The organism is Amycolatopsis sp. NPDC005961, from assembly GCF_040629235.1.
In the GTDB taxonomy this organism is placed as follows: Bacteria; Actinomycetota; Actinomycetes; order Mycobacteriales; family Pseudonocardiaceae; genus Amycolatopsis; species Amycolatopsis camponoti.
This window is the reverse complement of sequence record NZ_JBEXVF010000080.1, coordinates 1-13,343: the sequence shown is the minus strand read 5'-3', so window position 1 is coordinate 13,343 and position 13,343 is coordinate 1. Positions and strand designations below refer to the sequence as shown.

Sequence of the window (13,343 nt, the reverse complement as noted above, 5' to 3'; positions counted from 1 at the left end):
ACACGCGGCACTGATGGCCGGGACATCGGTGTGCCCGCCGGAGCCAACGCGTAGAGTCGTTCTTCGCCCTCGGAGGCGATCCAGAGCTGTCAAGGAGCCATGCGTGTCGGAACCTCGGGTCAGACGGGCCGAGATCGCCATCGAACAAGCCCACGTCGATCGCGTGTACACCCGTCTGGACGAACTGCGCACCCAGGCCGAGGCGATGCGCACCAAGGGCTACGAGATCGGCCAGGGCGCGCAGCGCGAGGCGATCTTCGAGCAGGCGTCGATGCTGTTCGAGCGCGACATGATGGTCTACCACGCGAACCAGACGCTCCAGACGCTCGACGCCGAGTACGAGGGGCTCGTCTTCGGCAGGCTCGACGACCGTGACGGGGAACGCAACTACGTCGGCAGGCTCGGCATCCGCGACGCCGAGTTCGACAACCTCGTCACGGACTGGCGCGCGCCGGCCGCGGCCGCGTTCTACCAGGCCACGGCCGAGGAACCGATGGACGTCGTGCGGCGGCGCGTGATCCGCTGCTCCGGTCAGAACGTCCTCGACGTCGACGACGACGTGCTGATCGCCGACGCCGTGCCCGAGGACATGCAGATCGTCGGCGAAGGCGCGCTCATGGCCGCGCTGGGGCGCTCGCGCGGCGAGAAGATGCGCGACATCGTCGCGACCATCCAGAAGGAGCAGGACGAGGTCATCCGGGCGCCGTGGCGCGGGGTCACCGAGATCACCGGCGGCCCGGGCACCGGCAAGACCGCGGTCGCCCTGCACCGCGCGGCCTACCTGCTCTACCGCTACCGCCGTCAGCTGGGCGGGGCCGGCGTGCTCGTGATCGGGCCTTCGGGCGTGTTCACCAGCTACATCTCGCGCGTCCTCCCCTCGATGGGGGAGACGAACGTCGAGCTGCGCGCGCTCGGCGAGGTCCTCGACGGCCTGGAGGCGACGCGGCAGGACGCGGCGCCGCTGGCCGCGATCAAGGGGTCGCTGCGGATGCGGAAGATCCTGCTGCGGGCGCTGCGGGACACCCCGCCGGAAGCGCCGGAGGAGATGCGGATCGTCTACCGCGGCGAAGTGCTGCGGCTGAACGCTCGCGAGCTGGAGAAGGTGCGCCGCAAGGCCCACACCCAGGGCGCGCCGCCGAACCGGTCGCGGATCCGGGCGGCGGAGCTGCTGCTCGACGCGCTGGCCGCGAAGGCCGAGGAGTACGCGAAGGCCGACGGCAAGCCGTTCGAGCGGGCCGAGCTGATCACCGACCTCGGCGAGCGGATCGACTTCCACCGGTTCCTGGTGGTGTGGTGGCCGGTGCTGTACCCGGCGCAGATCCTGAAGTGGCTGGGTGAGGAGAAGCGGCTGGCGTCGGTCGCGAAGGGCGTCCTGAACCGGCAGGAGATCTCGCTGCTGGCCGCGGACCTCGCGGACCGGTCGCGGGGCTGGTCGATCGCGGACGTCGCGCTGCTCGACGAGCTGCGCGTGCTGATCGGGACACCGCCGAAGCGCAAGCGCCGTCAGGTGCTCGAGGTGGAGCCGCAGCGCTCCGGCGGCGCCCCGACGCGCCCCGAGCACTACGAGGAGTACTCGCACGTGGTCGTCGACGAGTCGCAGGACCTGTCGCCGATGCAGTGGCGGATGGTCGGCCGGCGCGGGAAGTACGCGAGCTGGACGGTCGTCGGCGACCCGGTGCAGAGCTCGTGGCCGGACCCGGCGGAGGCGGCCCAGGCGCGGGACCAGGCGTTCGGGGTCAAGACGGCCCGGCGGCGGTTCACGCTGCGGACGAACTACCGGAACTCGGCGGAGATCTTCGACCTCGCGGCGAAGGTGGTGGCCGGGCACGCGGAGGCGGGCGAGCTGCCGGTGGCGGTGCGCAAGACGGGCGTCGAGCCGGACGTCCGCCCGGTGGAGGCGGCGGGCCTGGCGCCGGCGACGCAGGCGGCGGTGAAGGAGCTGCTGGGCGCGGTCGAGGGCACGGTCGGCGTCATCACGGCGATGGACCGGGTGCCGGAGGTCACGGGCTGGCTGTCGGGGCAGGCGGACGAGCGGCTCAAGGTCGTCGGCAGCCTGGATTCGAAGGGCCTGGAGTACGACGCGGTGGTGCTCGTGGAGCCGAACGACCTGATTCGCGAGTCGACGACCGGGCGGCGGGTGCTGTACGTGGCGCTGACCCGGGCGACGCAGCAGCTGATCGTGCTGGCCTCGAACCCGGACTGGATCCCGGGCGGCTGACCCCGGACACGCTGAAGGGCCCCTTCGAGGGGCGGGAGGCAGGTTCCCGTGCCCTTGAAGGGGCCCTTCAGACCCCCGGTCAAGAAACGTCTCGTGGGACGGAGCTCGTCCGAGGGCATGTCTACTGGACAAAAGTTGTTCGGTGTCCGCGTGCCGGCACCGAACAACAACACCGGACAACTCGTTACGGGCAGGGCGGGGCGTAGCCGATGCCCGGGAGGTTCGCCGACCACTCCGCCGCGGTGATCCGGGGTGCCGCGACCGCGCAGATCTTCGCCGCCGCCCGGTCGGGGTCGGTCTCCGAGAACCGGACCGTGCCGTCCGCGACCGTGCCCGCCAGCGTATGGCCGTCCGGGGCGTACTGCACGGCGTAGACCCGGTCGCCCTCCTCGGGCAGCACCGCGTACGGCTCGCGCCGGGCGACGTCCCACAGCCGGACCGTGCGGTCGTAGCTGCCGGAGGCCAGCACCCGGCCGTCGCCGCCGAACGCCACCGACATGACGATGTCGGTGTGCCCGGCGAGGATGCCCGACCCGTGCGCGGCGGCGGGGTCGGAGACGTCCCACAGGCGGATCATCCGGTCGGCGCCCGCCGTCGCCAGCGTCCGGCCGTCCGGGCTGAACGCGACCGAGAAGATCGTGTCGGTGTGGCCTTCGAGCTTGGCGAGCGACCGCGGGGTCCGCGGCACCGAGACGTCCCACAGCCGCGCGGTGTGGTCCCAGCCCGCGGTCGCCAGCGTCCGGCCGTCGGGGCTGAAGGCGAGCGTGTGGACGTCGTCTTCGTGCCCGTCCAGCCGGGCGATCTCCACCGGGTGCAGGCGGTCGGCGAGGTCCCAGAGCCGGGCCGTGTGGCCGTCGCCCGCGGTGGCGAGCAGCTTCCCGTCCGGGCTGAACGCGACGGCGTCGATGTCGTCGTGCGGCCGCGCGAACACCACCGGTGGCCCGGGGCGGGCGGGGTCGGAGATGTCCCGCAGCGTCATCGTGTGGTCCCAGCTGCCGGTGGCCAGCGTCCGGCCGTCCGGGCTGATCGCGACGCCGCAGACCGCGTCGCCGAACCCGCCGACCGTGGCGACGGTCCGGGGCGCGCCCGCGTCGGCGAATTCGTGCAGCCGGACCACCCGGTCGTAGCCGCCGGTGGCGAGCACGCCGCGGCCGAACGCGGCGTGGCACGCCTGCGCCGTGTGGGCGGGGATCGCGGGACCGGGCAGGTCCCAGAGCCGGGCGGTCTGGTCGTCGCTGGCCGTGGCGAGGGTGCGGCCGTCGCGGGTGAACACCACCGAGCCGACCGCGCCGGTGTGCCCCGGCAGGGATGACAGCTCGCGCGGTCGCCGCGGGTCGGCGACGTCCCACAGCCGCGCGGTGCGGTCGAAGCCCGTCGTGGCCAGGGTGTGCCCGTCCGGGCCGAACGCGACCGACCGCACGATCGCCTTGTGCGCGACGAGGGACGACAGCTGCGCGGGCGCGGCCGGATCGGTGAGGTCCCACAGCCGCGCCGTCTCGTCGGCGCTCGCCGTGGCGAGGGTGCGCCCGTCGGGACTGAAGGCGACCGAGTGGACGACGCCGGTGTGCCCGGTCGCGACACCCAGCGGGCTCCGCGCCCCGACGTCCCAGACGCGCGCGGTCTTGTCGGCCGAGGCGGACGCGAGCAGCCGGCCGTCGGCGCTGAAGGCGAGGTTGTTGACGTAGGACGTGTGCCCGGTCAGCTCCCCCGCCGGCCGCGGGCGGGCCGGGTCGGTGGTGTCGTACAGCCGGAGCGTGCCGGCCACGTCGCCGGTCGCGAGCAGCGGCCCGGCCGGGCTGAACGCGACCGCGTACGCCTTGCCCGCGTGCTGCTCGACGACCACCCCGGGCCCCGGCCGTGCCGGGTCGCCGACGTCCCACACCCGGACGGTGCCGTCGAACCCGGCGGTGGCCACGGTCCGGCCGTCGGCGCTGTAGGCGACGTTGTTGACGTTGCCGGCGTGCCCGGCGAGGACGCCGAGCGGGACCGGGTGGTGCGGGTCGCGGACGTCCCACAGGCGCGCCGTGCCGTCCCAGCTGGCCGTGGCCAGGACCTGCCCGTCCGGGCGGAGGGCGACGGTGTTGACCCGGCCGGTGTGCCCGGTGACGCGGGTCGAGTACGGCGTCGCGAACGTGCCGAGCACGCTGCTGCGCGCGTCGGCGCCGGGGTCGAGGCGGTACGCGGCGAGCGCGAGCTGCGCGGCCAGCGCGGGGTTGGTGGCCCGCATGGCCAGCGCCTGGCCGGCGACCTTCTGGGCGAGCGCGCTGTTGCGCTGTCCGGTGGCGGTGTTCTCGGCGCGCACGGCGTACGCCGTGGCCGCGACGGCGAACACCAGCAGCACGGCGAGCAGCGCGACGAGCTGCCGCAGCCGCCGCGTGCGACGGCGGTCGCGCTCCTGCTCGGCGTGTTCGACGGCGAGGCTGGCGTCGAGGAACCGCCGTTCCCGCCGGGAAAGCGCGGTGTCCTGGCGCGCGGCCCACTCCCGCGCGATGGCCAGCCGCGTGCCGCGGTAGAGCCAGCCGGGGTCCTCCTCGACGGACTCCCAGGCGTCGGTCGCCTCGGTGAGCTGCCGGTGGACGCGCAGGCCTTCGCGGTCCTCGGTGAGCCATTCGCGCAGCCGCGGCCAGCCGCGGATGAGGGCCTCGTGGGCGATCTCGATGCCGGTGTCGTCCAGGGTGACCAGGCGCGCCGACGCCAGCTCGCCGAGCACGACGGCGGTGTCCTCTTCGTCGGTGTCGAGCTCGGTGCGGCTGATCCGGCGCTTGGTGTCTTCGGTGCCTTCGCCGAGCGCGGTCATCCGGAGGAAGATCTGCCGCGCCAGCCGCTGCTGACGCGCCGAGAGCGTCGCGAAGGTGCCCTCCGACGTCTGCGCGACCGACCGCTCGATGCCACCGACGGCCTCGTACCCGGTCAGGGTGAGCGTGGTGCCGCGCCGCCGCCGCCAGGTTTCGAGGAGCGCGTGCGAGAGCAGCGGCAGCACACCGGGCTGGCCGGTGGCGTCCGCGACGAGCCGCGAGACCAGCGCGTTCTCGACGCGGTACCCGGCGTCGACCGCGGGCCGCGAGATCGCCTGCCGGAGCTCCTCGGTGGTCATCGGGCCGACGAGGACCTGCGCGTCCTGCATGGCTTCGGCGAGGTCCGCGTGCCGCGCGCAGTGGGTGTAGAAGTCGGTGCGGATGCCGAGGACGACCCGGGTGCGGCTGCCGGGCTCGGTGGTCGCGGTGACGAGCGCGCCGACGAACCGCGCGCGTTCCTCTTCGTCCTGGCAGAGGGTGAAGACCTCTTCGAACTGGTCCACGATCACGACGACGTCGGTGTCCTCGGCGTCGGCGAGCTGCCGGGCGGCGAGCCCCAGGTTGCGCGGGTGTGCAGTGAAGTCGTCGAGCAGCGCGCCGGGCGCGAGGCCGAGCGCCGCGGCGAACTTGACGGCGCACTCCTGCAGCGGCCGGGCGCCCGGGGTGAGCAGCACGACCGGGTCCTTCACCGACGGCAGCAGGCCGGCGCGCAGCAATGAGGACTTCCCCGAACCGGACGCGCCGAGGACGGCGAGAAAACGCTGTCTCGAAAGGCGCCCGACGAGCTTTTCGACCAGCCGCTCACGGCCGAAGAATCGGCTCGCGTCGGCAGGGCCGAATGCGCCCAGCCCGACGTACGGCGGCTTTTCCCCGCTTTCCGGCTCGGGTGGTGAATCATCACCGTCGCCGCGTGCTCCGCCGGCGACGGCGTGCCAGCGTTCTTCCCATTCGCCGGGCACTCCGCCGCAGGCCCGGACGTAGGCCAGCGTCACGGCCAGGCTGGGGAGTTTCCGCCCGCCGGCGGCCTCCGAAAGCGTCCCGGCCGAGTAGTGCGCGCGCCGGCCGAGCTCGCGGTACGTCGGATTCCCGGCGCTCTCCCGCAAACGCCGGAGATCGGCGGCGAATTCGGTGAGCGGGTCGTCGCCCGGATCCAAGGGGCGCTCCGGACGCGGCACCTCGTCCTCCCTTTCCGCCGGTTCTTCCCCAACCGTATCGGGTGCCGCCGCGGGTCAGGGTTCGTTCGGCGAAACCAGCCGTCGGTGAACGGCCGCGGCGTCGACGCCGAGCTCCGCCATCAGGTCGGCGGCCGGATCGGGCGGGGTCACCTTCAGCAGCGCCCGCAGCAGTTCGACGGGCTCCCGCGGCTTCCCGCGAATCGCTTCGTTGACGACCGCACGGGCATTCGACGTCAGCGCGCCCGGGGTCAGCCGGCCGCGCTTCACCGGGACCTCCGCCGGCCGCAGCCCTTCCACCTCGATGCCGAGCGCCGCCAGGGCCGCGCGGTCGAGGCGGTCGAGGGCCGCGCGAGCCTCCTCGACGTCCGTGCCGAGGGCCCGCGCGCACTCCGGGTCGCGGAGGAGACCGAGCAGCAGGTGCTCGGTGCCGAGCCGCCGGTCGCCGCGGCGGCGGGACTCCTCCAGGGCCGCCGTCACCACCACGGCGAACGGGCTCTTGGCGATCAGCCGATCGAGCACCACGGCCTCACTTCCCGTACTTCGCGTGCACGGACTGGCGGGCGACGCCGAGGGCGTCCCCGATCTGCTCCCACGACCAGCCGCGCTCCCGCGCGTGCGCGACGGCGGCCGCCTCGACCTGCTCGGCCAGCCGGTGCAGCGCGCCGACCGCCCGCAGCGCGACCGCGGGGTCGGTTTCCGAGATCCGCCCGGAAAGCTCTACCGCTTCCATGGTGTGTCAGTCTAGCCTGACAGTCATCCGTCAGTTCAAACTGACAGCAGTATCCGAGGCTTCGCCACCCGGAGCCCCCACCTGACACGAGGAGGACGTCATGGATGTCGCGGTGATCGGCGCGGGCCCGGTGGGCCTCATGCTGGCGGCGGAGCTGCGGCTCGGCGGGGCCGAGGTCGTGGTCCTGGAGCGGCGGGCCACCCCGGACGAGCGGCCACGGGCGAACGGGCTCGGCGGCCGGATCGTCGAGCAGCTGGACCACCGCGGCCTGCTGGCGAGGTTCCGCGCCGAGGCGGCGTTCGCCGGGCCGTTCCCCGGGTTCCCCTTCGGGCCGGTGCCCCTGAACTTCGCCGGGCTGGACACGCCGATGCGCGGCCTGATGCTGCAGCAGCCGCGGATGGAAGCCCTGCTGGCCGAGCGCGCCGTCGAGCTCGGCGCCGAGATCCGGCGGGGTCACGAGCTGGCCGACCTCGACACCGTCCGCGGCCCGGACGGCTCCTACCGCCTGGGCGCGCGGTACGTCGTCGGCTGCGACGGCGCGCACAGCCGCGTCCGCGAGCTGGCCGGGATCGGGTTCCCCGGCACCACCGACGACGAGCTGATGCGCCTCGGGCACTTCCGGACGGACCTGCCCCTCTTCACTTCGGAGTTGCGGCGGGGCTGGAACCGGCGGCCCGGCGGGCGCGTACTGGTGACGTCACTGACCCCGGGCGTCCTGATCGCCGGCGTCCGGGAGGTCGCGCCGGAACCGGCCGGGGAGCCGACGCTCGAGGAGTTCCGGGCCGCCGTGCGGCGCGTGCTCGGCACCGACCTGGCGCTGGGCGAGCCGCTGTGGCTCTCGCGGACGGTCAGCTCCGCCCGGCTCGCCGAGCGGTACCGCGCCGGGCGCGTGTTCCTGGCCGGGGACGCGGCGCACGTCTTCCCGGCCGGCGGCTCGTCGCTCAACGTCGGGCTGCTGGACGCGGTCAACCTCGGCTGGAAGCTCGCCGCCGTCGTGCGCGGGGCCGCCGGCGAGTCCTTGCTCGACAGCTACCACGCCGAACGGCACCCGGTCGCCGCGCGGACGTTGACCCAGACCCGCGTCCAGGCCCTGCTCGACCGCCTGACCGGCGAAGACGGCGACGCCCTGCGGACGCTCTTCGGCGAGCTGGCGGCCCTTCCCCCGGCGACGCGGCACCTGGCCGGGCTGCTGCGGGACGCCGACGAGCTGCCGTACGTCCCCGACCTGCCGCTGACCGTCGGCGGCCGCGCCACCCGCGTGGCCGAGGTCATGCGCGCGGCGCGTCCGGTGCTGTTCGACTTCGCCGGCCGCGCCGACCTGCGGGAAGCCGCCGGCCCGGACGTGAAGATCGTCACGGCGGACTGCCCGGAAGCCCCGGCCGACGCGCTTTTGGCGCGGCCGGACGGCGTCATCGTGTTCAGCGGCGACGATCCGGCGGCGTTGCGGGAAGCAATGACGGCACCGGGGCGTTGACCCCGGTTGTGAGCTCACTGCCTGACGTACCGCTGTCCGTGCTCGACCTGTCCCCCGTTTCCGAGGGGAACACCGTCGGCGAGACGCTGCGAAACACCCTCGACCTCGCCCGTGCCGCGGAGCGGCTGGGCTACCACCGCTACTGGCTGGCCGAGCACCACAACATGCCCGGCATCGCCAGCTCCGCCACCGTCGTGCTGATCGGGCACGTCGCCGACGCGACCGAGCGCATCCGCGTCGGGTCGGGCGGGATCATGCTGCCCAACCACGCGCCGCTGGTGGTCGCCGAGCAGTTCGGCACGCTGGAGGCGTTCCACCCGGGCCGCATCGACCTCGGCATCGGCCGCGCGCCGGGCACCGACCAGCGGACGGCGCTCGCCCTGCGCGGCCCCGGCGGGCTGTCCGCGGAGAACTTCCCGGAGCACCTGCAGGAGCTGGTCGGCTACTTCACCCACTCCGAGGCGCGCGGCGTCAACGCGGTGGTGGCCGAGGGCAACCAGCCGCCGGTGTGGCTGCTGGGTTCGAGCGGCTTCAGCGCGCAGCTGGCCGGGCGGCTCGGGCTGCCGTTCTCGTTCGCGCACCACTTCGCCGCGGAGAACACGATCCCGGCCGTGCAGCTCTACCGCGAGAACTTCCGGCCCGGGGTGCTCGACGAGCCGTACGTGATGCTCGGCGTGTCCGTGGTCGCCGCGGAAACCGACGACCGCGCGCAGTTCCTGGCCGGGCCGTCCGGGCTGACGTTCCTGAGTCTCCGCCGCGGCCGCCCGATCGCGCTGCCGACGCCGGAGGAAGCCGCCGAATACCCGTACACGGAGATGGACCGCGCGTTCCTGGCCGAGCGGTTCGGCTCGAGCATCGTCGGCTCGCCGGAGACGGTCCACAAGGGACTCGAACAGCTCCTGGCCGACACGGACGCGGACGAGCTGATGGTCACGACCATGGTCCACGGCCACGCGGACCGCGTCCGCTCCTACGAGCTGCTGGCCGGCCTCAAGTCCTGACCCGGACCCGGACGGACGACACGCGTACCCAGCGGGACGACACGCGTACCTGGCCGGACGACACGGCGGGCGCCCACCTGCCCCGCGTGTCGTCCATCCGCGTACGCGTGTCGTCCGCCGGTGTACGCGTGTCGTCCGGCTGGGTACCCCCTGGACGGACGGCACGCACCAGGCTTACCGTGTCCTCCGTTCGGCGGTGTCCCGTCCGGACGGAAATGGGTAACACCCCACACCTCCCGCATTCGGGACGGGAATTTCTTTTCCTTCTTTGACAACAAGATCGAGTCCGTTTGTCAACGCCGGACAAGAAATGCGCGGTTACCAGCCCGTGACCGCGTGATCCTGCTCAAGTTCTTGTCTCCCAACAAGGCCGTGGTTAACGTACCGACCAGTAGGAACCGGCACGGTGACCCCCGAGACCGTGAATGGCCGTCCATTATTACGCCGTTCGGACCATTTCCCCTTGCTCATCTCGGGTGCGTTCGGCGTGCCGCCGAAACGGCTGGGGAGGCACACGAATGGCCGAACGGACGACGACGCCGTCGTTCCCCGGGGCCGCCGCGCTGCGGCAGACCGGACGGCTCTACGGGCTCGGCCTCGACGTCGTCCGGCTGACGTTCCGCCGCCCGTTCCAGCTGCGTGAGCTGATCCAGCAGTTCTGGTTCATCGCGAGCGTCTCGATCCTGCCGACGGCGCTGGTCTCGATCCCGTTCGGCGCGGTCATCGCGCTGCACATCGGGTCGCTGACCACGCAGATCGGCGCGCAGTCCTTCACCGGCGCGGCCAGCGTGCTCGCGATCATCCAGCAGGCCAGCCCGATCGTCACCGCGCTGCTCGTCGCCGGCGCGGGAGGAAGCGCCGTCTGCGCCGATCTCGGCTCGCGCACCATCCGCGAAGAGATCGACGCCATGGAGGTCCTCGGCGTCTCGCCCGTCCAGCGGCTGATCGTGCCGCGGGTGCTCGCCGCCATGGGCGTCGCGATCTTCCTCAACGGCATGGTGAGCGTCGTCGGCGTGCTCGGCGGCTACTTCTTCAACGTGATCATGCAGCACGGGACGCCGGGCGCGTACCTGGCCAGCTTCTCGGCGCTGGCCCAGCTGCCCGACCTGTGGATCAGCGAGATCAAGGCGGTCATCTTCGGCTTCGTCGCCGGGGTCGTCGCCGCCTACCGCGGGCTGAACCCCAAGGGCGGGCCGAAGGGCGTCGGCGACGCCGTCAACCAGTCCGTGGTCATCACGTTCCTGCTGCTGTTCGTGCTGAACCTCGTGCTCACCACCGTCTACCTGCAACTCGTGCCGCCCAAGGGGAGCTGAACGTGACGACCACGGAAGTCCCCAAGACCGCGCGCGTGCGCGAAGCCGTCGACCGCCGGTTCGGGTTCCTCGACACCCTCGGCGACCAGATCCTGTTCTTCCTCCGCGCGATCGCGTGGACGCCGCGGGCGGTCCACCGGTACCTGCGCGAGATCACGCGCCTGCTGGCCGAGGTCAGCTTCGGCAGCGGCGCGCTCGCCGTCATCGGCGGCACGATCGGCGTGATGATCGGGATGACCGTCGCCACCGGCACGGTCGTCGGCCTGCAGGGCTACTCCGCGCTCAACCAGGTCGGGACGTCGGCGTTCGCCGGGTTCGTCTCCGCCTACTTCAACACGCGCGAGATCGCGCCGCTGGTGAGCGGGCTCGCGCTGTCCGCCACCGTCGGCTGCGGCTTCACCGCGCAGCTCGGCGCGATGCGGATCTCCGAGGAGATCGACGCCCTCGAGGTCATGGGCATCCCGAGCGTCCCGTACCTGGTGACGACGCGGGTGATCGCCGGCTTCCTCGCCGTCATCCCGCTCTACGCGATCGGGCTGCTGTCGAGCTATCTCGCTTCGCGGCAGGTCACCGTGTGGTTCTTCGGCCAGTCCGCGGGCACCTACGACCACTACTTCCTGCTGTTCCTCCCGCCCGGCGACGTGCTGTGGTCGTTCGGGAAGGTGCTCGTCTTCAGCGTCGTCGTGGTCCTGGCCCACTGCTACTACGGCTTCCGGGCGAGCGGCGGCCCGGCCGGCGTCGGTGTGGCGGTCGGGCGTGCGGTGCGCACCGCGATCGTCGCGATCAGCGTGCTCGACTTCTTCCTGTCCCTGGCGATCTGGGGCGCGACGACCACCGTGCAGGTGGCCGGATGAGACAGGAGACCCGCCGCAAGGCCGGGATCCGCACCGCGGGCGTGCTGTTCCTGGTGGTGATGGGCGTGCTCGTGACGCTCTCGATCAAGGTGTACGACAAGGACTTCGTCAGCACGGTCCCGGTGACGCTCAAGGCGAGCCGCGTCGGCAACCAGCTGTCCCCCGGCGGCCAGGTCAAGGCCCGCGGGGTGCTCGTCGGCGAGATCCGCGAGGTCCGGGCGACGCCGCAGGGCGCCGAGATAGCGCTTGCCCTGGAGCCGGGCAAAGTGGACATGCTGCCGCGCAACGTTTCCGCGTTGCTCGTGCCCAAGACGTTGTTCGGCGAGCGGTACGTCCAGCTGTCCATCCCGGACGGTGTCCGGGCCCCGCACCTCGCCGCGGGCGACACGATCGAGCAGGACCGCTCGGCCAACGCGATCGAGCTGGAACGCGTCTTCGACAACCTGCTGCCGCTGCTCAAGGCCGTCCAGCCGCAGAAGCTCGCGACGACGCTGACCGCGGTGTCGACGGCACTGCAGGGCCGCGGCGAACAGCTCGGGCAGACGATCGGCACCGCCGCGGACTACCTGAAGGACTTCAACCCCGACCTGCCGACGCTCACGAAGGACATCCGCGACCTGGCCACGGTTTCGCACCTCTACGGCGACATCGCCCCCGACCTGCTCGACGCGCTCACCTCCTCGGCGGTCACGCTGAACACCGTCAAAGAGAAGCAGGCCGACCTCGCCGGGGTCTACCAGCAGGTGACGTCGTCGTCCCAGGAGGTCACGAACTTCCTGCAGAACAACCGCGACAACCTCATCGCGCTGGCGGCCGACAGCCGCGCGCCGCTCGAGGTCGCCGCGAAGTACTCCCCCAGCTTCGCCTGCACCATCAGCTCGCTGAGTGCCCTGAAGGGATCCATGGACAAGGTCCTCGGCGCGGACCGCGGCGAACCCGGCCTGCACGCCGAGATTTCGGTGACCGCCGACAGCGGCAAGTACCTGCCCGGCCGCGACGACCCGCGCTTCACCGGCGGCGGCGAGCCGCGCTGCTACCCCTCCGGTGTCGCCCCGACGACGGGGACCGCCGCCGCGGCCCCCGGCAGCGCCGGCCACCCGCTGCTCACCGGCGGCGAGGGCGACCTCGGTGTCGCGAACTCGCCGCAGGAGGAGCAGCTGCTGGCCACGCTGGTCGCACCGTCGATCGGCGTGCCGGCCGCGCAGGTCCCGGAGTGGAGCTCCGTGCTCGTCGGGCCGCTCTACCGCGGCACGGAGGTGAAGCTGAAGTGAGGAACATCGCCTCCCCGCTCATCAAGAGCCTGATCTTCATCGTCATCACCGTCCTGGCGACCACGCTGCTGGCCGTCTCCATCACGAACTCCGGCGTCGGCGCCACCCAGCGGTACACGGCGAAGTTCCTCGACGCCACCTCGCTCAACGCCGGCGACGACGTGCGTATCTCCGGCGTCCGCGTCGGCCAGGTCGAGTCCCTCGAGATCAGCGACCGCAACCGCGCGCTCGTCGGGTTCTCCCTCGACCAGGGCCGCCGGCTGCCCGCCGACGTCCACGCGGTCATCAAGTACCGCAACATGGTGGGCCAGCGGTACATCGCACTGGAACGCGGGAACACCGGCACGCGCGACCAGCTGCCCGAGGGCGGCGAGATCCCGCTCGACCGCACAACCCCCGCCCTGGACCTCACCGACCTGTTCAACGGCTTCAAGCCGCTGTTCCAGGCGCTGTCGCCGAACGACGTCAACGAGCTCTCCGGCGAGATCGTCCAGGTGCTGCAGGGCGAAGGC

General features: G+C 72.5%; 10 protein-coding genes. 7 read left to right on the top strand and 3 right to left on the bottom strand.

Features of this window, described 5'->3' with window-relative positions; genetic code table 11:
• Positions 1 to 103 precede the first annotated feature (103 nt).
• Complete coding sequence (locus ABZ342_RS41840) at positions 104 to 2,218, top strand: ATP-binding domain-containing protein (protein ID WP_360485589.1); 2,115 nt, start codon at positions 104 to 106, stop codon at positions 2,216 to 2,218.
• A 184-nt stretch (positions 2,219 to 2,402) separates the two neighbouring features.
• Here ABZ342_RS41840 and ABZ342_RS41835 read toward each other — a convergent pair whose 3' ends face one another.
• From ABZ342_RS41835 to ABZ342_RS41825, 3 genes are all read right to left on the bottom strand, one after another.
• Positions 2,403 to 6,167, bottom strand: a complete 3,765-nt coding sequence (locus ABZ342_RS41835; protein WP_360485644.1) for a hypothetical protein — start codon at positions 6,165 to 6,167, stop codon at positions 2,403 to 2,405.
• Positions 6,168 to 6,242: 75 nt separating this feature from the next.
• Positions 6,243 to 6,710 carry a Clp protease N-terminal domain-containing protein gene (locus ABZ342_RS41830; RefSeq protein WP_360485586.1) on the bottom strand — a complete coding sequence of 156 codons (468 nt, stop codon included), beginning with the start codon at positions 6,708 to 6,710 and terminating at the stop codon, positions 6,243 to 6,245.
• 4 nt (positions 6,711 to 6,714) lie between these two features.
• Positions 6,715 to 6,918 carry a helix-turn-helix domain-containing protein gene (locus ABZ342_RS41825; protein ID WP_360485583.1) on the bottom strand — a complete coding sequence of 68 codons (204 nt, stop codon included), beginning with the start codon at positions 6,916 to 6,918 and terminating at the stop codon, positions 6,715 to 6,717.
• A gap of 100 nt (positions 6,919 to 7,018) precedes the next feature.
• On the opposite strand from ABZ342_RS41825, the gene ABZ342_RS41820 reads away from it, so the two are divergent.
• The 6 genes from ABZ342_RS41820 to ABZ342_RS41795 form a co-directional block, all read left to right on the top strand.
• Positions 7,019 to 8,392, top strand: coding sequence for an FAD-dependent monooxygenase (locus ABZ342_RS41820; RefSeq protein WP_360485580.1), 1,374 nt, complete (start codon positions 7,019 to 7,021; stop codon positions 8,390 to 8,392).
• Between the two features lie 8 nt (positions 8,393 to 8,400).
• On the top strand, positions 8,401 to 9,393 hold the full coding sequence (locus ABZ342_RS41815; protein WP_360485577.1) for an LLM class flavin-dependent oxidoreductase: 993 nt from the start codon (positions 8,401 to 8,403) through the stop codon (positions 9,391 to 9,393).
• A gap of 518 nt (positions 9,394 to 9,911) precedes the next feature.
• Positions 9,912 to 10,706, top strand: coding sequence for an ABC transporter permease (locus ABZ342_RS41810; RefSeq protein ID WP_155545166.1), 795 nt, complete (start codon positions 9,912 to 9,914; stop codon positions 10,704 to 10,706).
• A 2-nt stretch (positions 10,707 to 10,708) separates the two neighbouring features.
• Positions 10,709 to 11,560: an ABC transporter permease gene (locus tag ABZ342_RS41805; protein ID WP_155545165.1), complete on the top strand. Its 852-nt coding sequence runs from the start codon at positions 10,709 to 10,711 to the stop codon at positions 11,558 to 11,560.
• A complete protein-coding gene (locus tag ABZ342_RS41800) occupies positions 11,557 to 12,831 on the top strand; it encodes an MCE family protein (RefSeq protein WP_360485573.1) in 1,275 nt (424 codons plus the stop codon). Before ABZ342_RS41805 ends, ABZ342_RS41800 begins: the two co-directional genes overlap by 4 nt.
• On the top strand, positions 12,828 to 13,343 hold a 516-nt coding region (locus tag ABZ342_RS41795; protein ID WP_360485570.1), incomplete at its 3' end, for an MlaD family protein. The genes ABZ342_RS41800 and ABZ342_RS41795, both read left to right, overlap by 4 nt.